Annotated in this window: 17 protein-coding genes; 8 read left to right on the forward strand and 9 right to left on the reverse strand. The window is 72.3% G+C overall.

Going from position 1 to position 21,009, the window contains the following annotated elements:
• Positions 1-47: 47 nt before the first annotated feature.
• A complete protein-coding gene (locus tag ATJ88_RS00165) occupies positions 48-1,520 on the reverse strand; it encodes a CCA tRNA nucleotidyltransferase (RefSeq protein WP_425432637.1) in 1,473 nt (490 codons plus the stop codon).
• A gap of 168 nt (positions 1,521-1,688) precedes the next feature.
• Between ATJ88_RS00165 and ATJ88_RS00170 the strand changes: the two genes are divergently transcribed.
• The 6 genes from ATJ88_RS00170 to trxA all read left to right on the forward strand — a co-directional run bounded on the left by ATJ88_RS00170 (position 1,689) and on the right by trxA (position 9,557).
• Complete coding sequence (locus tag ATJ88_RS00170) at positions 1,689-2,294, forward strand: NUDIX hydrolase (protein ID WP_098461847.1); 606 nt, start codon at positions 1,689-1,691, stop codon at positions 2,292-2,294.
• 10 nt (positions 2,295-2,304) lie between these two features.
• Positions 2,305-4,407 carry a DUF6049 family protein gene (locus ATJ88_RS00175; protein ID WP_098461849.1) on the forward strand — a complete coding sequence of 701 codons (2,103 nt, stop codon included), beginning with the start codon at positions 2,305-2,307 and terminating at the stop codon, positions 4,405-4,407.
• Positions 4,404-6,140, forward strand: a complete 1,737-nt coding sequence (murJ, locus tag ATJ88_RS00180) for a murein biosynthesis integral membrane protein MurJ (RefSeq protein ID WP_098461851.1) — start codon at positions 4,404-4,406, stop codon at positions 6,138-6,140. Before ATJ88_RS00175 ends, murJ begins: the two co-directional genes overlap by 4 nt.
• Before the next feature lie 106 nt (positions 6,141-6,246).
• A complete protein-coding gene (locus ATJ88_RS00185) occupies positions 6,247-8,094 on the forward strand; it encodes a protein kinase family protein (protein WP_098461852.1) in 1,848 nt (615 codons plus the stop codon).
• Positions 8,095-8,189: 95 nt separating this feature from the next.
• Positions 8,190-9,197: a thioredoxin-disulfide reductase gene (gene trxB, locus ATJ88_RS00190; protein ID WP_098461854.1), complete on the forward strand. Its 1,008-nt coding sequence runs from the start codon at positions 8,190-8,192 to the stop codon at positions 9,195-9,197.
• Positions 9,198-9,230: 33 nt separating this feature from the next.
• Positions 9,231-9,557, forward strand: coding sequence for a thioredoxin (gene trxA / locus ATJ88_RS00195; protein WP_098461855.1), 327 nt, complete (start codon positions 9,231-9,233; stop codon positions 9,555-9,557).
• Between the two features lie 1,376 nt (positions 9,558-10,933).
• Here the strand turns inward: trxA and ATJ88_RS00200 are convergent.
• The 8 genes from ATJ88_RS00200 to rpmH all read right to left on the reverse strand — a co-directional run bounded on the left by ATJ88_RS00200 (position 10,934) and on the right by rpmH (position 17,500).
• Positions 10,934-12,268, reverse strand: coding sequence for a ParB/RepB/Spo0J family partition protein (locus tag ATJ88_RS00200; RefSeq protein ID WP_098461857.1), 1,335 nt, complete (start codon positions 12,266-12,268; stop codon positions 10,934-10,936).
• 111 nt (positions 12,269-12,379) lie between these two features.
• On the reverse strand, positions 12,380-13,411 hold the full coding sequence (locus tag ATJ88_RS00205) for a ParA family protein (protein ID WP_425432638.1): 1,032 nt from the start codon (positions 13,409-13,411) through the stop codon (positions 12,380-12,382).
• A gap of 1,034 nt (positions 13,412-14,445) precedes the next feature.
• Positions 14,446-15,081, reverse strand: coding sequence for a 16S rRNA (guanine(527)-N(7))-methyltransferase RsmG (gene rsmG, locus ATJ88_RS00210; protein ID WP_245852018.1), 636 nt, complete (start codon positions 15,079-15,081; stop codon positions 14,446-14,448).
• Between the two features lie 110 nt (positions 15,082-15,191).
• Positions 15,192-15,701 (reverse strand): Jag family protein, encoded by a 510-nt coding sequence (locus ATJ88_RS00215; protein ID WP_098461866.1) that lies wholly within the window; start codon positions 15,699-15,701, stop codon positions 15,192-15,194.
• Positions 15,702-15,710: 9 nt separating this feature from the next.
• Positions 15,711-16,652: a membrane protein insertase YidC gene (gene yidC / locus ATJ88_RS00220; RefSeq protein ID WP_098461868.1), complete on the reverse strand. Its 942-nt coding sequence runs from the start codon at positions 16,650-16,652 to the stop codon at positions 15,711-15,713.
• A gap of 54 nt (positions 16,653-16,706) precedes the next feature.
• Entirely contained in the window at positions 16,707-17,003 is a 297-nt protein-coding gene (gene yidD, locus ATJ88_RS00225) for a membrane protein insertion efficiency factor YidD (protein ID WP_098461869.1), read from the reverse strand.
• Entirely contained in the window at positions 17,000-17,359 is a 360-nt protein-coding gene (rnpA, locus tag ATJ88_RS00230) for a ribonuclease P protein component (protein WP_098461871.1), read from the reverse strand. The genes yidD and rnpA overlap by 4 nt, the downstream gene beginning before the upstream one ends.
• Positions 17,360-17,362: 3 nt before the next feature.
• Positions 17,363-17,500, reverse strand: a complete 138-nt coding sequence (gene rpmH / locus ATJ88_RS00235; RefSeq protein WP_013840089.1) for a 50S ribosomal protein L34 — start codon at positions 17,498-17,500, stop codon at positions 17,363-17,365.
• 326 nt (positions 17,501-17,826) lie between these two features.
• Between rpmH and dnaA the strand changes: the two genes are divergently transcribed.
• Positions 17,827-19,257, forward strand: coding sequence for a chromosomal replication initiator protein DnaA (gene dnaA / locus ATJ88_RS00240; RefSeq protein ID WP_098461872.1), 1,431 nt, complete (start codon positions 17,827-17,829; stop codon positions 19,255-19,257).
• Positions 19,258-19,810: 553 nt separating this feature from the next.
• Complete coding sequence (dnaN, locus tag ATJ88_RS00245) at positions 19,811-20,944, forward strand: DNA polymerase III subunit beta (RefSeq protein ID WP_098461874.1); 1,134 nt, start codon at positions 19,811-19,813, stop codon at positions 20,942-20,944.
• Positions 20,945-21,009 lie beyond the last annotated feature (65 nt).

Raw genomic sequence — 21,009 nt, forward strand, 5'->3', positions numbered from 1 at the left:
TGCGCCCGCTCCACCGCGGGCGCCCGGGGCAACCCTAGGCCCGCGGGTCAGCCCTGACGAGCCCCCCACCAGGCGCGCAGCTCGTCGGCGGCGCGCTCCTCGCCCAGCGGGCCGTGCTCCATGCGCAGGGCCAGCAGGTGCTGGTAGGCCTCGCCGACCTGCCGGCCGGGTGCGATGCCGAGGACCGCCATGATCTGCGTCCCGTCGAGGTCGGGACGGATCGCGTCGATCTCCTCCTGCTCACGGAGCTGGGCGATGCGCTGCTCGAGGTCGGTGTAGGCGTCCGAGAGGCCCTTCGCCTTGCGCTTGTTGCGGGTGGTGCAGTCGGCGCGGGTCAGGCGGTGCAGGCGCTCCAGCAGCGGCCCCGCGTCGGTGACGTAGCGACGCACCGCCGAGTCGGTCCACGCGCCGTCGCCGTAGCCGTGGAACCGCAGGTGCAGCTCCACGAGGCGCGCCACGTCCTTGACGACGTGCTTCTCGAACTTCAGGGCGCGCAGCCGCTTCGCCACCAGCTTGGCGCCCACGACCTCGTGGTGGTGGAAGCTCACGCCGCCGCCCGGCTCGAACCGGCGCGTGGCCGGCTTGCCGATGTCGTGCAGCAGCGCCGCGAGCCGCAGCACGAGGTCCGGAGCGGGCACCGCGCCGTCGGGACCCGTCTCCTGCGCGATCGCCTGGTCCAGCACGATGAGGGAGTGCTCGTAGACGTCCTTGTGGCGGTGGTGCTCGTCGATCTCCAGGCGCAGCGCCGGCAGCTCGGGCAGCACCTGGTCGGCCATGCCGGTGTCCACGAGCACGCGCAAACCCTCGCGGGGCGACGCCGCGCACAGCAGCTTCGTCAGCTCGGCCTGCACGCGCTCCGCGGACACGATGTCGAGGCGCGACGCCATCTGCTCGATCGCGGCCCGGGTGGCGTCCTCGACCGAGAAACCGAGCTGGGCGGCGAACCGGGCGGCACGCAGCATCCGCAGCGGGTCGTCGTCGAACGACCGCTCCGGCTCGATCGGCGTGCGCAGCACACCTGCCGCGAGGTCGGTGAGACCGCCGAACGGGTCGACGAACGTGAGGTCCGGCAGGCGCACCGCCATCGCGTTCACCGTGAAGTCACGCCGCGACAGGTCACCGTCGAGGGTGTCGCCGAACGCGACCACCGGCTTGCGGGACGACGGGTCGTACTCGTCGGTGCGGTACGTCGTCACCTCGACGACGACGTCGTCCGCGCCGTCGCGGCCGAACCGGCGCGCGCCGATGGTGCCGAACTCCTTGCCGATGTCCCAGTGCGCGTCGCCCCACCGCGCGAGCAGGCGCTGCGTCTCGTCCGGGGAGGCGGAGGTCGCGAAGTCGAGGTCGGCGCTCGCGCGGCCCAGGAACGCGTCGCGCACCGGACCGCCCACGAGGGCCAGCTCGTGCCCGGCGGCGGTGAACACCTCGCCCAGCTCGATCGCGGCGGGCGCCATCTCGGTGAGCACGCCGAGCGCGCGGCGCAGCAGGGCCGCGGGGGGCAGAGGTTCAGCAGTCGACACGACGTCCCATCCTCCCAGATACCCGACCCGGGTGCGCACCGGCACGCCCCGCGGTGCCCGACCGTCGGGCGGCACGGCCCGCGACCTGCACCGCCGCCGCGGCACGTGGTCGGCCCGGCCCCGTCCGGGGTCGTCCGGCGGAGCGGGTGAACTCGGTAGGGTGGGCCCATGTCATCCGCGGTACCGGCACCAGGGGCCCCCGAGGGGCGCCCGTCCGTGCCGGTGCCCGTCCCACCCGGGGGGCACCCTCTGCGCGTCGACCCCGCCCGTCTCGCGACCGGCGCCGTCGGTCCGGCCGCCGGCGTCCCCGCCGGTCAGCTGCCCGTGGTCGACGAGACCTCCGCCGGCGGGCTCGTCGTCGACCCGCACCGCTCCGGACCGCGTGCCGCCGTCATCCTGCGGCGCAACCGGGCGGGCCGGCTGGAGATGTGCCTGCCGAAGGGCCACCTCGAGGGGCGCGAGACGCCCGCGGAGGCCGCCGTCCGCGAGATCCACGAGGAGACCGGCATCATCGGGTCCGTGCGCACCACGCTCGGTGTCATCGACTACTGGTTCAGCGGCGACGACCGCCGCGTCCACAAGGTCGTGCACCACTTCCTGCTGCGTGCCGAGGGCGGCACCATCACCGCCGCCGGGGATCCCGACGGGGAGGCCGAGGACGCCCGCTGGGTGCCGCTCGTCGACCTCCCCGAGCTCCTCGCCTACCCGAACGAGCAGCGCCTCGCCGCCACCGCGCTGCAGGTCATCGGCCGGACCCCGGACCTCGTCGAGTGAGCGTGCCCGCGTGAACCCCTCCCGTCCGGCCGGGTCGCTGCCCGGCGCCCTGGCCGTCGCGCCCGTCCTGCTCCTGCTGCTCGCGCTGCTGGTCGGCACGCCCGTCGCCCCCGCCCGCGCCGCCGACGGCGACGTCACCGTGGAGCTCGTCGCGGTCGCGCCGACGGTCGTCGGCCCCGCCGGCACCCAGCGGGTCACCGCCCGCGTCACCAACCCCGGCACCGGGACGGTCACCGGCCTGCGCGCCGAGCTCGGCGTCGGGTGGCGCGTCGTGGCGAGCCGCGCCGACGTCGCCGCGTGGACGGACGGCGGTCGCGGGGTCGCCACCGGCCAGCTCGACCTCCCCCTCGACGACCTGGCTCCCGGCACGTCCACCGACGTCACGTTCGAGCTCGACGTCCGCTCCCTCCAGCTCGGCGCCGACGCCGAGTGGGGACCTCGCGAGATGTCGGTCCGCGTGTCCGACGCCACCGGCACCCGCGCCGTCCTGCACTCCTTCCTCCTCTACGACCCGGACGGCGGCACCCGCCGGGCGGGGCGGACCGCGCCGGACGCGGTCGGGCTCGCCGTCGTCGCCCCCCTCACGGGTCCCGCGCTCGACCCCGCCGCGCCCGACGAGTACGTCGACGCCGTCGCCGACAGCACCGCCGACGGGGCGACCGCCGGACGCCTCCTCGACGCCGCCACGAACGGCAGCGCGCCGCTGTCGCTCGCCGTCGACCCCGCCGTCGTCGCGGCCGCCGCCACCAGCACCGACACCGCGGCGAACACCTGGGCCGACCGCCTCCAGCGGGCCGGTGGCGCCGACGTCACCCTCCTGCCCCCGTTCGACACGGACCTCGCGGCCCTCGCGCACGCCGACGTCGATGCCGCGGCCGTCGCCGACCTCACCGACCTCGACGTGCTCGACACCGACTGGACCCCGCCCGACACCTGGGACACGCGCGTCGCCTGGCCCGTCGGCACCCCCGACCGGCCCACGCTCGTCGCGGCCACCGCGAGCGGTGCGCAGCACGTCGTCGTCGAGTCCGGCGCCCGCGCCCCGGCCAGCACCGTCCCCTCCGCGGTCGGCACCGCCGCCGCCGGCGGCGACGACGTGCCCGTCGTCGTCGCGGACGAGACCCTCAGCGCCCTGGTGGCCGGGACGTCCACCGACAGCTCGACACCCGAGCTGCTCCAGCACCTCCTCGCCGACACGGCCGTGCTCGCCACCCAGGCCGGCTCGTCGGCCGCCGACGTCGACGTCGTCGCGACCCTCCCCCGCGGCTGGGCGCCCGACGTCGAGGCGTTCGACACCGTGCTGTCGACCCTCGCCGCGCAGGACTGGGTGGACGTCTCCCCCTTCAGCCGGCTCGTCGACACCGAGCCCGGCACCACCTACGCGGTCGACCGGGACGCCGTCTCCGACGCCGAGCTCGACCCCGCCTCCGTGACGGACGTCGTCACGACCCGCGCCGGCCTCGACGCCTTCGCGACCGTCGCCGACGACCCCGCCGCGCTCACCGGCTCCGCCCACCGCGACCTCGCCGCCCCGCTGTCCGTCGCGTTCCGCACCGACCCCGACGCCCGCGCCAGCGCCGTCGGCCTCGCCACCGCCCAGGCCGACCAGATCCAGGACGGCATCGCCGTCGCCGACCGCGCCGACGTCACCCTCATCAGCGACGCCGGGAACCTGCCCGTGCGCATCCGCAACGACCTGCCCGTCGACGCGACCGTCACCGTCCGGCTCACGCCCGACGACCCGCGCCTCGTCGTCGAGACCAGCCCGACGACCGTCGTGGCCGCCGGCACCTCCCGCGACGCCGAGGTGCGGGTCCGCGCCATCGGCTCCGGCGACGTCACGCTCGCCGTCGAGGTCCTCGCGCCCAGCGGCGTCGCCGTCACCGACCCCACCGAGCTCACCGTCAAGGTGCGCGCCGGGTGGGAGACCGTCGGGACCGCCGTCATCGCGGGCGGCGTCGGCCTGCTGTTCGTCGCCGGCATCTGGCGCACCGTGCGCCGCGGTCGCTCCGACCGCCGCACCACCGGCGAGCAGGTCACCGAGGCCGCCGTCCCCACCGGACCGCAGCACACCATCCCCACCGACGACCACCCGGAGGACCGCGCACCATGACCGCCGAGCCGCCCGTGCCGAACTCCGGCGGGCCGTCGCCCGACGACACCGGGTCGCCCGCCGCCGGGAGCAGCACCGGCGGCGCGGGCGTCCGACGCGCCAGCCTCGGTCGCGGGTCCCTCGCGATGTCGCTCGGCACCACGGCGTCCCGCGCGTCCGGCCTCGTGCGCACCATGCTGCTCGTCGCGTGCGTGGGGGCCACGGGCACGGTCGCCGACGCGTTCGACATCGCGAACAAGCTGCCCAACATGCTGTTCGCGCTGATCTCCGCCGGCGTCCTCCAGGCGGTGCTCGTGCCGCAGATCCTCAAGTCGATGCAGGCGCACAACGCCCGCGAACGGCTCGACAAGCTGCTCTCCATCTCCGGGCTCGGCCTGCTGTCGGGCACGATCGTCCTGGTCGCCGCCGCGCCGGTCGTCGTGCACCTCATGACCCTCAGCCCCGCCTGGACGCCCGAGGCACGCGAGCTCGCCGTCGTGTTCGCCTACTGGTGCCTCCCGCAGGTGTTCTTCTACGGCCTGTACACCCTGCTCGGGCAGGTGCTCAGCGCGCACGGCCGGTTCGCCGCCTACGGGTGGGCGCCCGTGGCGAACAACGTCGTCTCCCTGATCGGGTTCGGCGTGTTCCTCGTGCTGTTCGGCGACGCGCCCGCCGCGGGCATCACCGACCTGTCGTCGTGGACCACCACGCAGACGCTGCTCCTGGCCGGCACCGCGACGCTCGGGATCGCCGCGCAGGCGCTGCTGCTCATCCTCCCGCTGCGCCGCGCCGGCTTCCGCTGGGGCTTCCGGCTCGGGCTCCGCGGCATCGGGCTGCGCTCCGCCGGCAAGGTCGTCGGCTGGACCATCGGCGCCGTCGTGCTCGAACAGCTCGGCGTCATCTACCTGACCAACGTGCTCGGCGCCGCCGGCCAGACCGGCGCCGACGCCGACACCGCCCTCGCCGGCAACGCCGCGTACACCAACGCGATGACGATCTACCTGCTGCCCCACTCCCTCGTCGTCGTCTCCATCGTCACCGTCCTGTTCCCGCGCATGAGCGCCGCCGTCACCGCCGGCGACCTGCCCGCCGTGCGCCGCGACATGTCGATCGGGCTCCGCTCCGCCGGCGTGTTCTCCGTGTTCTCCGCCGCCGCGCTCATCACCCTGGCGCACCCGCTGGTCAAGACCCTCGTGCCGACCGCGTCCGGGCTCGCCGTCGCCGCCATCGCGCCCATCCTGCAGGCCATGGCCGTCGGCTGCATCGCGCTCGGCGCCACCGTCCTCGTGCGCCGCATGTACTTCGCGTTCGAGGACGGGCGCAGCGTCTTCGTCATCCAGATCTTCGCCACCGTGTCGATGGTCGTCGCCCTGTGGATCGCCGTCGAGACCCTGCCCGTCGAGTACTGGGCCGTCGCCGCCGGCGGCGCGTTCGCCCTGTCCACCTGGATCTCCCTGCTGCTGCGCGTGCGTGGCATGAGCCGCAAGCTCCAGGGCATGGACGGCGCCCGCGTGCTGTCCCTCTACGGGCGCGCCGCGCTGTCCGCGCTCGTCGCCGCCGGGCTCGGCTGGCTCGCCGTCGAGCTCCTCGGCTGGACCGAGGACGCGTCCTGGACGTGGGCCCTGCTCGTCACCGCCGTCGCGGGGACCGTCATGGCGGTCACCTACCTCGGCCTGCTCAAGCTGCTCCGCGTGCGCGAGCTCGACGACGCACTTGCGCCGATCCTGCGCAGGGTTCGTCGGGGCGCGTCATGACGGGCCTCGTCGTGAGCACTTCCCCCTACCATGGACCGATGGAGCGGCACACCCGCTGGTCCGGCCAGGGTCCACACCCCCACCACACCACCACGGAGGCGTCCAGGTGAGCAACGTCCAGCCCGGGACCGTCATGGTCGACCGTTACCGGCTGACCCGCCCCGCCGCGACCGATCTCGCCGAGGCGGAAGCCTGGGAGGCGCAGGACCAGATCCTCGACCGCGGCGTCCGCGTCACTTTCGTGACCGGCCCGAACGCCCCGGCCGCCATGGACGCCGCCCGCCGCGCAGCCCTCGTCGCCGACCCCCGGCTCTGCCGTGTGCTCGACGTCGGCAGCACCGACCTCGGCGACGGCGAGAAGTCCTACGTCATCACCGAGCCCTACGCCGGCGAGTCCCTCACCCAGATCGTGTCCCGCGGACTCGTCGACGCCCAGCAGGCACGCGCCCTCGTCGGCGAGGCCGCCACCGCGCTCGAGGCCGCCCGCCAGCGCGGCGTGCACCACCTCGCCCTGCGCCCCGAGGCCGTCCGGGTGGACGGGCACCGGGTCGTCGTCACCGGGCTCGGCATCGACGCCGGCCTGGCGGGCGTCGAGGCGTCCGACGTCGACGCCGGGGCGACCGACGCGCGCGGCCTCGTCGCGCTCGGCTACTACGCGCTCACGGCCCGCTGGCCCGGCGAGCCGCTCGACAACCCCTGGATCGCGACGGACGCCGTCCGCCCGCTGCCCGCCCAGGGCGACGCCGACGGCGCCGTGCCCCTGTCGTCCCTCGTCCCGCACGTCGACCCCGAGCTCGACGCCCTCGCCCGCCGGACGTTCGGCGCCGGCGACGACGTCCCCGCAGGCCCCGGCGACGTCATCGCGGCCCTCGAGCCCTGGGGACAGGTGTCCGTCATGGCCGCTCTGCCCCAGTTCGTCCAGCCGACGCCGGACCGACCCGTGCGCGCCTCCGTCCTCGGGACCGGCAGCACCGGCGAGAGCCGACCCGGCACCCCGCCGCCCGCCCCGCCCGTGCGCCGCCCGTCCACCACGGGCCGCATCGCCCGCGCCGGGGCCGTCGGAGCCGTCGCCGGCGCCGCCTACGGGCAGGCCGCACCCACCGCCGCCTACTCCCCCGCGGGCTACGGCACGCCGCCCACCGCGCCGCCCGCGCCCGCCCCGTACGGGCAGCAGCCCGCCCCGCAGCCGGCCTACGCCGCCCAGCCGGTCCAGGGCCAGCAGCACGCCCCCGTGCCCGCCCCGCCCGGCGGCTACGGCGCCCCGCCCGCGCCCCCGTCCTCCGGCAGCCCCACCACCGGGTCGTTCGCGTCCACCGCCGCCCCCAAGCGGCGCGGCGTCAACCCGACCCCCATCGTGCTCGGCATCATCCTCGTCCTCGTCGTCATCGCGGCCGTCTGGGCCGTCGGGCAGGCCGTCCGCCCGTTCGACGCGCCGCCGCCCGTCGCCGAGACCTCCGAGAGCGCCGCCCCCACCGACGGCGCCACCGAGGGCAGCGAGGCCACCCCGACCGAGGAGGAGACCCCCGAGGTGCGGCCCATCATCGACACCGGTGCCGTCGTCGCGCTCGAGGGCGAGGCCGACAAGCCCGAGGCCGCCGAGCTCGCGTACGACTCCGACCCGTCGACGTTCTGGTACACGTACACCTACCGCAACAACCCCGTCTTCGGCGGGTACAAGCAGGGCCTCGGCTACGAGATCCGGCTCCGCGAGAACGCCCCCGTCTCCCGCGTCGACCTGCTCACCAACAGCGACGGCGGCCACTGGGAGCTCCGGAACACCGACGCGGACGACCCGTCCGGCGGCGACCTCCTCGCCGAGGGCTCCTTCGAGTCCGAGACGGCCATCAAGCTCGACGAGCCCGTCATCCTCGGCGACATGGTCCTGTGGATCACCGAGCTCCCCACGACCGACGGCGACTACCGCCTCGAGCTCAACGAGATCACCCTGTCCTGACCCCGGAACACACGGCGACGCCGGTGTGTTGACAACCCTGGCGAGCCCGGGACCCCGTCCCGGCGCCGGACCATGACCGACCACCTGGAGCGAACGTGACCGACCAGTCGACCTCGACCCCGACGCACGACATCGTCATCGTGGGATCCGGCCCCGCCGGATACACCGCGGCGATCTACGCGGCACGAGCCGGCCTGGCGCCCGTCGTCATCGCGGGCTCCGTCACCGCCGGCGGTGCGCTCATGAACACCACCGAGGTCGAGAACTTCCCCGGCTTCCCCGGCGGCGTCCAGGGCCCCGAGCTCATGGAGCAGCTGCGGGAGCAGGCCGAGAAGTTCGACGCCAAGGTCCTGTGGGACGACGCCGAGACCCTCGAGCTGGACGGTGACGTCAAGACGATCGTCACCGGCAGCGGCGAGACCTTCCGCGCCCGCGCCGTCATCCTCGCCACCGGCTCCGCCTACCGCGAGCTCGGCCTCGACGACGAGAAGCGCCTCTCCGGCCGCGGCGTCTCGTGGTGCGCCACCTGCGACGGGTTCTTCTTCCGCGACCAGCACATCGTCGTCGTGGGCGGCGGCGACTCCGCGATGGAGGAAGCCACCTTCCTCACGCGGTTCGCGTCCAAGGTGACCGTCGTGCACCGCCGCGACTCCCTGCGCGCCTCCAAGATCATGGCCGACCGCGCCACCGCGAACGAGAAGATCGAGTTCGCCTGGAACAGCGCCGTCGTCGGCATCGAGGGCGAGGACAAGGTCACCGGCCTGCGCCTCCAGAACACCGTCACCGGCGAGGAGACGCACCTCGACGCCACCGGCCTGTTCGTCGCCATCGGCCACGACCCGCGCAGCGAGCTCCTCCGAGGCCAGATCGACCTCGACGACGAGGGCTACGTCCTCGTCGAAGGCCGGTCCACGCGCACCAACCTGCGCGGCGTCTTCGCCTGCGGCGACCTCGTCGACCACACCTACCGTCAGGCCATCACCGCCGCCGGCTCCGGCTGCGCCGCCGCCCTCGACGCCCAGTCCTTCCTCTCCGAGATCGCCGGCCAGGACGAGGCCGCGCCCGAGGAGCTCCCGGCCGCCCTCGACGCCGTCGCCGGCTGACCGACCTCCCACCCACCACCGAAGGAGCCCCACATGGCCACCGTCGCCGTCACCGACGACACCTTCAAGACCGAGGTCCTCGAGTCGGACGTCCCCGTCCTGGTGGACTTCTGGGCCACCTGGTGCGGCCCGTGCCGCATGGTCGCCCCCATCCTCGAGGAGCTCTCCGAGGAGTACGAGGGCAAGGTCAAGATCGTCAAGCTCGACACCGACGCCAACCAGGCCACCACCATGGCCTACGGCATCACCTCGATCCCCACGCTCAACGTCTACTCCGGCGGCGAGATCGTGAAGTCGATCATCGGCGCGCGCCCCAAGCGCGCGCTCGCCGAGGAGATCGACCAGGTCCTCGCGTCCTGACCGACCCGCCCCCACGAAGGCCGCTCTCCCTCGGGAGGGCGGCCTTCGGCGTTCCTGGTGACGTCCTCGCGCGGGAGTGTGCGTCGTCGCTCCGGGGTGTTGCCGCGCCCGGCTGGTGTTCCCCTCCTGCCGACACCGGGCCTTCGTGGACACGGGGTGCCCAGGGCTCGCGGTTGATGCGATCCGGGCTCACGCCGCACCGCGCAGCCAATTGCGGTGCCGCCTCCGCGTTCCGCGTCCCGGCGGCCCACGCCTCACGCCTCGCGCCTCGTGGCCCTTGCCTCACGCCTCGCGGCCCACGCCTCGCGGCCCACGCCTCGCGGCCCACGCCTCGCGGCCCACGGCCCACGGCCCACGGCCCACGGCCCACGTCTCCACGCCTCACGTGAGGCAGGAGCGCGTGCGCGAGCCGAGCAGTGACGTAGCTGGGGTGTGGCGCGGCGCTGCCGGAGGCGGCGCTGCCGGGGGCGGCAGCGGCGAGTTGGCCGACGGCGGCGCGCCCGAGGGCGCGCAGGTCGACGCCGAGCGTGGTCAGGGACGCGTCGACGAGTGACGCGATGTCGGAGCGTCCGGTGCCTGTTTCACGTGAAACATGGCGGTGTGCACTGGAGCCGTCATGTCCGACAAGCCGGAACAGGTGGGCGCCCAAGCTGTTGCCAGACCGTCCCGGCTTCCCGCAGGTGCCCGTGAACCACGGGAGCCTTGCCGTCGCGGGGCGGGCGTCGCCGCTCACCTCGGCCGGGGTGTCGGTGCGGGGCATCGGCCGCCCATGGCGTCGGGCTGTCGGTGCGGGCCATCGTGATGGCGTTCCCTTGCCCGGTCTGGTTCACCGCCCCGGCCCCCCGTATCCTGCGCCGGGCCGTTCCAGAGCCCCGCACCTCGCTCCATGCTGGCCCCTACCCCCACGCTGCACCGCACGTCAGCCCGAGGCATCGCCCCGCACGCGCCTGCGTACGTCTCAGGGCTGCGAGACATCACAGGTCGCCGCGCTGCCCACGGTTCGTCGTGACGAGGCACCGACTGCAGGCGCTGATCTGCGAGTCCGGGCAGGTCGCCGCGCTGCCCACGGTCACCGTCACGAGGCACCGACTCCAGGCACTGGTCGGCATGTCCGGGCAGGTCACGGCACGTGATGGCCCTCATGACCGTCCGGATCTCACCGGTGGCGTGCGGCCCTGTCGTCCGCGCCCAACCCTGCGGTCGTCGCATCGACGCTCGGCCTCCGCACCGAGCGCGCGCAGACTGCGCCCCGGGCACGCATCGAGCACCGCGCCTCTCGCTCCCGCCGTCCACGCGCTGGTGAGCCCTCGACCGCCACCACGCACGAGGCCCCGCTGTTTCACGTGAAACAGCGGGGCCTCGACCGTCAGGAGCCGTCAGGGCTTGAGCAGGCCGGGATCCTCCGGGGCCATCACCGCCAGGATCCGGTTGAGGTCCTCGACCGAGGCGAACTCCACGGTCATGCGGCCCTTGGTCTTCCCGAGGTCCACCTTGACGCGCGTCTCGAAGCGGTCGGACAGGCGGGTGGCCAGCTCCGTCATCGCCTCGCTGCGCTGGCCGGCACGCGGAGACCGCCGCGCCGGCTTCTCCGCCCCTCCGTCGGCCATGAGGGTGACGATCTCCTCGGTCGCACGCACCGACAGGCCCTCGGAAACGATGCGCTGGGCGAGGCGCTCGATCTCCGCGCCGTCCGACAGGCCGAGGAGCGCGCGAGCATGCCCCGCGGACAGCACGCCGGCCGCGACACGTCGCTGGACCAGCGGCGGCAGCTTCAGCAGACGCAAGGTGTTCGAGATCTGGGGACGGGAACGGGCGATGCGTACCGCCAGCTCTTCGTGGGTGCACCCGAAGTCGTCGAGCAGCTGGCGGTAGGCGGCCGCCTCCTCCAGGGGGTTCAGCGCGGCGCGGTGCAGGTTCTCGAGCAGCGCGTCCCGCAGCATCTGCGAGTCCTCGGTCTCCCGCACGATCGCCGGGATGACTTCGAGGCCTGCCGCCTGGGCGGCGCGCCAGCGCCGCTCGCCCATGATGAGCTCGTAGCTGCCGTCGCCGTCGAGGTCGGGACGCACGATGATCGGCTGGAGCACGCCGATCTGCGAGATGGAGTCGACCAGCTCGTCGAGGTCGCCCTCGTCGAACACCGTGCGGGGCTGGCGCGCGTTGGGTCGGATCGCCAGCACCGGCAGCTCGGCGAACCGCGCACCAGGTACGGGAACGAGGTCGTCGTCAGCCACCGGGGCAGCGACCGCCGATGCGGAGCTGCTGACCGCCGGCATCTCTCCCGTGGCCGTGGCGGCGGCAAGATCGTCGGGCGCGTCGTGCTCGGCCACCAGGACGGTCGTGACGACTCCGAGCTCCTGGATGGCATCGGACTCCGAGGCCTCCGACTCCAGTCGCGAGGCCAGACCGGCCAGCTCCGACAGCGGGTCTATCCCGGCGTCCGCTCCCCCGCGTGCCTGACTGTTGATCGCCAGGCGACCGCCGGCGATCGCCGAGTCCCAGGTCGCCGTCCTCCGGTCCCCCCGACTGGCACTGGTCGCCGAGTCGGTCGAGGCGCCGTCCCGTGTCGTCGCGTCCTCGTCAGCCGCCGCGACCGACGTCGACGGCGACGGGCCGGACGACGGGAAGAACACGTCGACCGGCTTCTCCTGAGGCGGTCCCTGCGGGATGAGGGCGCCCAGCCCGCGACCCAGACCGCGCTTCTTCTGGCTCATGATCCCCCGGCCTCCTGGTCGTCGACGGGACGTCCGAACCCGCCGACCTCGCTCTTCCGACGCGGTGAGCACACCTCGCCGTTCGTCACCCTGTTCACGATGCTACGCGCGTCACTGCAGGTCAGCGCGTTGAACGGCATGCTCCGCCAGCTCCCGCGCGGCCTCGAGATAGGCCAGTGCACCGGTCGAGCCAGGATCGTACGTCATGACCGTCTGCCCGTGCGAGGGCGCCTCGGAGATGCGCACAGACCGTGGCACGGTGGTCCGGAGCGTCTGGTCGGGGAAGTGGGTCCGCACCTCCGTGGCCACCTGCTGGGCGAGGTTCGTCCGCCCGTCGTACATCGTCAGGAGGATCGTCGAGACGACCAGCTCCGGGTTCAGGTGAGCCTTGATGAGCTCGATCGTCTTGAGGAGCTGGCTGAGGCCCTCGAGCGCGTAGTACTCGCACTGGATGGGGATCAGGACCTCGCGGCCCGTGACGAACGCGTTCACCGTCAGCAGGCCGAGGCTCGGCGGGCAGTCGACGAACACGTAGTCAATGGGCTCCTCGCCCCGCTCGACGCGGTCCCGCAAGTAGATGTCGAGAGCCTTGCGCAGCCGCGTCTCGCGGGACACCAGGGACACCAGCTCGATCTCCGCACCGGAGAGGTCGATCGTCGCGGGCACGCCCCACAGGCCCTCGACGTCCGGGCAGGCCTGGACGGCCGTCGCGAGCGGGGCGTCGTCGACCAGTACCTCGTAGATCGACGGGGTGCCGGCACGGTGATCGATGCCGAGCGCGGTCGACGCGTTGCCCTGGGGGTCGTTGTCGATCACGAGCACCTTGAGCCCCGCGCGTGCGAGACCGGCAGCGACATTGACGGTCGTCGTCGTCTTGCCGACGCCACCCTTCTGGTTCGCCACCGTGATGATCCGGGTCTGCTGAGGACGAGGGAACCGTCGACCTGAGAGGTCGATGCGACGGCGTGCGTCCAGAGCGAGCTGTGCCGCCAGTGGGGTCTCCTCGTCCATGTCCGGGACGGAATCCATCAAGGCACTGCGTTGCGCGTCGGGGTCAGGCGCGGGGATCTCCTGCACGGGCCACCCGTCGCCCGTCGTTTCACGTGAAACGTCGGTGTCCGCCCATCGGCCCTCGGACGGCACGTCCGGGTGCTCCGCTCTTATGCTCACCGGTGTCCTCCACGTCGCGACTCCATGCCGCGATCACTCTACGGGCTCGTAGGCCGGAGCGGACGTCCGACAGCCCGGATGCGCTCGACTCCACGAGGATTCCTTTGACCACGGCGTTCGCCTGGCGCTGCGGTGGTCCCTGAGGCCCAGAAGCTCCGATCCTGCACGGGCGGCCCTCGATCAGACTGCCGGGGGAACGGACGGCTTCGTTTCACGTGAAACGGCAGACCGGCCACGGAGTACTCGAACGCCGCCAGCCCATGCTCCTCGCCTGTCGGCCCCACCCTTGGCGTCCGGGGACCTGGAGCGTTCCCCGCGTGTCAGTGCGGGCCAGCATCACTCCACGCGTCAGGTGTCGGCGATCGAGGCGGGCGGTCACGCGGCGCTGACCAGGGAGAACGCCGGTTCGGCACCGGTTCCTCCTCGCTGACCCCTCGACAGGAACGGGGCAGCGCGGCATCCGACCCCATCGGCCCACATCGCAGCCCAGGCACCGCCCCCGCGGCTCCCTCGCCAGAGCCGATCGACGCTGGGTGCGCCCTGTTTCACGTGGAACACCCATCGACCCGCGAGACAGTGCACCGATCTGCCCCGTCGCGCTCGGAGCGGATGCGTCGCACCACTGCCACAGCGAGCCGAGGCCGGCTCACCCGGCGTCGCCACCCTGTTCCGTCGATCCCCAGGGCAGCCAGATGGACTGGCTGCCCTGCGCTCGATGTCAGGCGGCGCCACAGCAGGCTCGCAGAGCCTCGAGTCGACGCGCTGTTTCACGTGAAACATCACCGGCGCCGACGCCCCTACGACTCCCCCGGGTGCCACCGCACGCCACCAGCGCTGTTTCACGTGAAACGGCGCGGCGCCTCCGCGATCCCCTCGACGAGAGACCCCGGGTGGGACGCCTCGCCCGAGGTCCCCGGGGGACTCCGCGTCAGGGCCCCGCCGCGGCCGGGTGCGCGACCTGGAGAGGGCCAGGGATCGACGCTCCGCGACGCGGATGCCGCGTCTGATCAGCCCCGACGCACCCGAAGGATGGTCGTCGTCTCGACGCCCGGCACGGTCGCGCCCTCGAGGATCTCGGGCTCGCCCGCCTTGAAGGACCGCAGCACCTTGCGCGCCGGGTCGATCTCCTTGTCGACGTTGCGCCCCTTGAGGACGATCATCTCGCCGCCGCGCCGCAGCAACGGCATGCTCATCCGCGCGAGCTTGGACAGCGCCGCGACGGCGCGGGAGGTGACGACGTCCACCTCGAACGCACCGTCGTACTCCTCGGCCCGGCCGTGCTTGACCTCGACGTTCGCCAGGTCGAGGTCCTCGGCGATCTCCGTGAGCCAGGCGACCCGCCGTTCCATGGGCTCGACGAGGTAGACCTGCGTCTGCGGTCGCATGAACGCGATGACGATGCCGGGGAGGCCGGCTCCGGAGCCGATGTCGGCGACGGTCCGCGCCTCGCCGAGGTAGGGAACCACAGCCGCGGAGTTCAGCAGGTGCCGCTCCCACAGGCGCTCCACCTCGCGGGGGCCGATGAGTCCGCGCGTCTCGCCCTCGTCGCGCAGTCGGTCGTGGAACCGCACCGCGGCCTCGTAGGCGTCACCGAAGAAGTCCTTGACCTCGGCGCTCGTCCCGATCGTCTCGTCCGTACCCATGGTTCCCATCCTGTCTCATCCGCGTCCTGTGCTGCAGCGCGACGGCCCCGTGGGACCGGCAGACGAAGGCCCGCCGTCTCCGGTGAGACGGCGGGCCGGCGTCGGTTCGTTCAGTGGGCGGTCGCCGGGTGGATGACGACGTGCCGGTTCGGCTCGGTGCCCGCGGAGTCGCTGACCAGGCCCGCAGCCGCGACGACGTCGTGCACGACCTTGCGCTCGAAGGCGTTCATCGGCTCGAGCGAGACGGTAGTGCCGCTCTCCTGGACCCGCGCGACGGCGTCCTGCGCGACGGACTCCAGCTCGGAACGGCGTCCCGCCCGGTAGCCGCCGACGTCCAGCATGAGTCGGCTCCGCTCCCCCGTGCGGGCGAGGACGGCGAGGCGGGTGAGGTCCTGGAGTGCCTCGAGGACCTCGCCGTCGCGCCCGACCAGGGGCGACAGGAGCTCGGGCGCGTCCTCGGACACGATCTCGACGGCGGCACGGTCGTGCTTGATGTCGAGGTCGATGTCTCCGTCGAGGTCGGCGATGTCGAGGAGCTCCTCGAGGTAGTCGGCCGCGATCTCGCCCTCTTCCTCGAGACGGGCGACGGTGGACTTCTCGGGGGTCGTGTCAGCGCTCATCGGTCGACCTCACTTCTTCTTCTTCTGGCGGTTCTTCCGCACGGGCTGCTGCCGCTGGCCGCGGACCTCGGGCGCCTCGGGGGCCTCGTCCTCGGTGACGACGTTCCCCTGCTTGGCCGCCTTGAGGGCCTTCTTCTCGTTGAGGAGACGCTCGGCCTCGGACCCGGGCGCGGGCATGCGCTTGATCGTGTAGAACTGCTGCCCCATCGACCAGAGGTTGGTCGTGGTCCAGTAGATGAGCACACCGACCGGGAAGTTCACGCCGGAGATGAGGAAGATCAGCGGCAGCGCGTACAGCATGATCTTCTGCGTGTTCGCCATCGGGCCCTCGAGCGCGGCCTTGGGCATGTTCTTCATGGTGAGCTGGCGCTGCGTGAAGAACGTGGTGGCGCTCATCGCGACGATGAGGACGAGGATGACGGCGCGGACGCTCCAGTCCTCCGTCTGCATGAAGACGTCGGAGAGCTTCGCGCCGAGGAGGTCGGAGTTCTCGATGTCGCTGGCGACGGCCGCGTTGATGGGACCGATCGGGTCCTTGGCGCCGGTGGCGATGGGCTGCAGGTTGTAGAGCACCCGGAACAGGGCGAAGAAGATCGGCGACTGCAGCAGGACCGGCATGCAGGACGCGAACGGGTTCGTGCCGTGCTTGCGGTACAGCTCCATGGTCTCGCGGCCCATGGCCTCGCGGGACGACGGGTCCGTCTTGCCCTTGTACTTCTTCTGGATGGCCTGCAGCTCGGGCTGCATGATCTGCATGCCGCGGGACGCCTTGATCTGCTTGAAGAACAGCGGGATCAGGAGGATACGGATGACGATCGTCAGGGCGACGATGGACAGGACCCAGGCGAGCCCGGGGCCGTCCTGCATCCCCAGGGCGGTGAGCACCTGGTGCGAGCCGTACATGATCCAGGCAACGACCCACTGGATCGGGTACAGGATGGTGTCGATCATCCCGGTTTGTCTCCTCTGTCGGAAGTCCGTGCTCCGGGCGGCGCGTCCCGGGGCTCAGTGCGTGTGGGCGCCGCTGTGCTCGTGCGTTCGAGCCGGCGGGACGTCGTCGACGCCGCCGAGGCTCCAGGGGTTGCACCGCAGGATCCGCCAGAGGGCGAGGCCGGTACCGCGCAGAGGTCCGTGCGTGCGGATCGCGACGAGCGCGTAGTGGGAGCAGGAGGGGTAGTACTTGCAGGTGGGGCCGGTCATCGGTGACACGACCGCCTGGTAGACGCGGATCGCCCCGACCAGCACGGCCGTGGGGACGATGCGCAGGAGCTCGCGTCCTCTGCTCAGGATGGGGGAGCTCATCGGACGGGCCCGGAGGCGCGGTCGAGCGCGCGGTCGATGCCGCGTGCGACGTCCCGTTCGAGGTGGGCGTAGTCGACGTCGAGGGCGCGCGGAAGCGCGCGCAGCACGACGAGGGTGTCGTCGGGCAGCACGCTGATGCGCTGTGCTGCGGCGGTGCGCAGACGGCGTTTCACCAGGTTGCGGTGCACGGCGTGGCCCACGGCCTTGGAGACGACGAGACCGACGAGTGGTCCGTCCGTCCGGTCCGCGTCACGGACCAGATGGACGACCACCGTCGGTCGTCCCGCGCGCGTGCCGCCGCGCACCGCCCGTTCGAAGTCGACCGAGCGGCGCATGCGGCGCGCCGCGGGGAGCATCGCTCAGGCAGAGAGCTCGGCGCGACCCTTGCGGCGGCGGTTCGCCAGGATGGCGCGGCCGGCGCGGGTGCGCATGCGAAGGCGGAAGCCGTGGGTCTTGGCACGACGGCGGTTGTTCGGCTGGAAGGTCCGCTTGCTCACGAGGTACTCCAAGAAACGTCGGGGAGGCACACCGTCTGGTCCTCGACGATGTCGGTCAGGTTGCAGGTCGTCCGCTGCAGCGGCAGTGTGACGGCCGGGCCGACCCAAGGCCTGCGCCCGAGTGTGGGCGCGCAAAAGTACCTGGAACGGCTGTCCGACGTTACGCCGTCGCGGGCTCTCAGGTCAACTGCTGCCGACGTGACGACGACGACACGCGTGGTCCTGCCGGTGGAGTTTCCACACCGCTGTCCACAGGGTCCACAGGGTGTGGAAAACTATGTGGACACTGCACAGCGACGCTGCACCGAGCAAGCCGGAGGAACCCCGTGCCACAGTCCGACGCGAACATCACCGACGTCTGGTCCCAGACGTTGGCGACCCTCGAGGCCCGCTCGGACATCTCCGCCCGGCAGCTCGCGTTCATCCGGCTCGCCAAGCCGATGGCCATCCTGGACGACACCGTGTTCATCGCGGTCCCCCACGAGCAGACCCGCACCTACCTCGAGACGAGCGCCCGCGACCAGCTCGTGTCGGCGATGTCCTCGACGCTGGGGCGCGACGTCCGCTTCGGCATCACGGTGGACCCCGAGCTGAGCCACGAGTCCCTGACGGGCCCCGCCCAGGACTACGCGCCGCCGGTGGAGACGCCCGCGGAGCCGGACGTGCCCGTGACGGTGCCGACCTCGCCGCTGCCCGCCGACCGCAAGGATCGGGTGGAGCCGACCCGGCTGCACCCGAAGTACATCTTCGAGACGTTCGTCATCGGCTCGTCCAACCGGTTCGCGCACGCGGCCGCGGTGGCGGTGGCCGAGGCGCCGGCCAAGGCGTACAACCCGCTGTTCATCTACGGCGACTCGGGGCTGGGCAAGACGCACCTGCTGCACGCGATCGGCCACTACGCCCACAACCTCTATCCCCACGTGCGTGTGCGCTACGTGAACTCGGAGGAGTTCACGAACGACTTCATCAACAGCATCGGTGACGGTCGCACGGGTGCGTTCCAGCGCCGGTACCGCGACGTCGACGTGCTCCTCATCGACGACATCCAGTTCCTGCAGGGCAAGGAGCAGACGATGGAGGAGTTCTTCCACACCTTCAACGCCCTGCACAACGCCGACAAGCAGGTCGTCATCACCTCGGACGTGCCGCCGAAGAAGCTGGACGGGTTCGAGGACCGTCTGCGGTCCCGGTTCGAGTGGGGCCTCATCACGGACGTGCAGCCACCCGACCTGGAGACGCGGATCGCGATCCTGCGCAAGAAGGCGGCGAGCGAGCGCCTGGACGTCCCGGCGGAGGTCCTCAGCTACATCGGCTCGCGGATCTCGACGAACATCCGCGAGCTGGAGGGCGCGCTGATCCGCGTCACGGCGTTCGCGAACCTCAACAAGCAGCAGGTGGACCTCGCGCTGGCGGAGATCGTCCTCAAGGACCTGTTGACGGACGACGACCAGGCGGCCGAGATCACCCCGGCGGTCGTCATCGCACAGACGGCCGCCTACTTCGGTCTGACGATCGAGGACCTGTGCGGGACGTCGCGGTCGCGCGTGCTGGTCACGGCGCGGCAGATCGCCATGTACCTGTGCCGCGAGCTGACGGACCTGTCGCTGCCGAAGATCGGTCAGCAGTTCGGCGGTCGGGACCACACGACGGTCATGCACGCGAACCGCAAGATCGCCGGTCAGATGGCGGAGCGCCGGTCGACGTACAACCAGGTGACCGAGCTGACGAGCCGCATCAAGCAGCAGCACCGCGGCTGATCCGGCGTCGTCCCCACCGGTCCACACCTGTCCACGAGGGTGTGGACGGGCTCCGCTCACAGGGTTGCCCACAGCCCCTCCTCCGGAATCGTCCGGATCGGGGCGAGATCTCCCCAGCGTGTGGACACGCATGGTGGACAACTCGGTCGGACTCGGGCAGGCCGTCGTGCACACCTGTGGACAGATCTGTGGATGCCTGTGGAACACGCCGCCGTACCGGTGGACGAACACCAGGTGAACGGTGGACGCCTGTGGGTACAAGATGCGCCGCCCACAGGCACCGCCGGCCACCCACAGGTTGTCCCCACCCGCTACCCACACGCCGACACGGCCTCTGACCTGCGGCGACATCGGTTCTCCCCAGATTCCACAGGTGCTATGACGACGATGAACGTGTTCTTCAAGGGGATGGACGACCCGCCTTCATCACCCGACGCAGCCCGGGACGAGCGACCGACCGGCCGAGGCTCGGCGCGGTAGTGTGGGGGCCGGTGCGGTACCGCCACCTGCCCGGACGGCACCGACGCACCGCACGAGAAACCTGAGGAGTGGGATGAAGTTCCGCGTCGAGCGCGACGTCCTGGCCGAGGCCGTGACCTGGACGGCTCGCACCCTCCCCACGCGCCCCCCGGCACCGGTGCTCGCCGGTGTCCGGATCGAGGCGGACGCCGCCGGCACGATCGTCCTGGCCAGCTTCGACTACGAGGTCTCGGCACGCTCCGAGATCGCGGCCGAGGTCGCCGAGCCCGGGACGGTGCTCGTCTCCGGCCGGCTGCTGGCGGAGATCTCGCGTGCCCTGCCGAACAAGCCGGTGGACGTCTCGGTGGAGGGCAACAAGGTCGTCCTCACCTGCGGGGCGTCCCGCTTCACGCTGCTGACGATGCCGGTGGAGGAGTACCCGTCCCTGCCGACCCTGCCCGAGCTCACGGGCACGGTCTCGGGCGACGCGCTCACGCACGCGGTCGCGCAGGTCAGCGTCGCGGCGAGCCGCGACGACACGCTCCCCCTGCTGACGGGCGTCCGCGTGGAGATCGAGGGCGAGCGGATCACGCTGCTCGCCACGGACCGCTACCGCCTCGCGCTGCGCGAGCTGACGTGGACGCCGGCGACCCCGGGCTACTCGACGGTGGCCCTGGTGCGCGCCCGCACGCTCAACGACGTCGCCAAGTCCCTCGGGTCGGGCGGCGGCCTGGTCAACATCGGCCTGTCCACCGGCGAGGGTCTGGACCTCATCGGCTTCGAGGCCGGCGGACGCCAGACGACCTCGCAGCTCGTCGACGGGGACTACCCGGCCGTGCGCCGCCTGTTCCCCGACGCGACGCCCATCCACGCCGTCGTCCCCACCCAGGCGCTCATCGATGCGGCCAAGCGCGTGTCGCTGGTCGCCGAGCGCAACACCCCGATCCGGCTGGCGTTCTCCGAGGGCCAGGTCGTGCTCGACGCCGGCCAGGGCGACGACGCGCAGGCCTCGGAGGCGCTCGAGGCGGTCCTGGTGGGCGAGGACATCCAGGTGGCGTTCAACCCGCAGTTCCTGCTCGACGGCCTGGGTGCGCTGGGCACCGACTTCGTGCGGCTGTCGTTCACCCACCCCAACAAGCCGGTGGAGTTCACGGGCCAGGGCTCGCTCGACGGCGAGGACTCGTCGGAGTACCGCTACCTGCTGGTGCCGATCCGCTTCTCGTCCTGACCCGGTCCGTCGCAGCCCGCGCGGCGGCGACGGACGCGCCCTACGCTCGCACCGACGGCTACCGG

The organism is Isoptericola jiangsuensis, from assembly GCF_002563715.1.
GTDB classification, from domain to species: domain Bacteria; phylum Actinomycetota; class Actinomycetes; order Actinomycetales; family Cellulomonadaceae; genus Isoptericola; species Isoptericola jiangsuensis.

Excerpts from the sequence above, each read along its gene's own strand:
- ATJ88_RS00170 (WP_098461847.1), top strand. The coding sequence starts at position 1,689 with ATGTCATCCGCGGTACCGGCACCAGGGGCCCCCGAGGGGCGCCCGTCC.
- murJ (WP_098461851.1), top strand. The coding sequence starts at position 4,404 with ATGACCGCCGAGCCGCCCGTGCCGAACTCCGGCGGGCCGTCGCCCGAC.
- trxA (WP_098461855.1), top strand. The coding sequence starts at position 9,231 with ATGGCCACCGTCGCCGTCACCGACGACACCTTCAAGACCGAGGTCCTC.
- ATJ88_RS00200 (WP_098461857.1), bottom strand. The coding sequence starts at position 12,268 with ATGAGCCAGAAGAAGCGCGGTCTGGGTCGCGGGCTGGGCGCCCTCATC.
- rsmG (WP_245852018.1), bottom strand. The coding sequence starts at position 15,081 with ATGGGTACGGACGAGACGATCGGGACGAGCGCCGAGGTCAAGGACTTC.
- ATJ88_RS00215 (WP_098461866.1), bottom strand. The coding sequence starts at position 15,701 with ATGAGCGCTGACACGACCCCCGAGAAGTCCACCGTCGCCCGTCTCGAG.
- yidC (WP_098461868.1), bottom strand. The coding sequence starts at position 16,652 with ATGATCGACACCATCCTGTACCCGATCCAGTGGGTCGTTGCCTGGATC.
- yidD (WP_098461869.1), bottom strand. The coding sequence starts at position 17,003 with ATGAGCTCCCCCATCCTGAGCAGAGGACGCGAGCTCCTGCGCATCGTC.
- rnpA (WP_098461871.1), bottom strand. The coding sequence starts at position 17,359 with ATGCTCCCCGCGGCGCGCCGCATGCGCCGCTCGGTCGACTTCGAACGG.
- dnaN (WP_098461874.1), top strand. The coding sequence starts at position 19,811 with ATGAAGTTCCGCGTCGAGCGCGACGTCCTGGCCGAGGCCGTGACCTGG.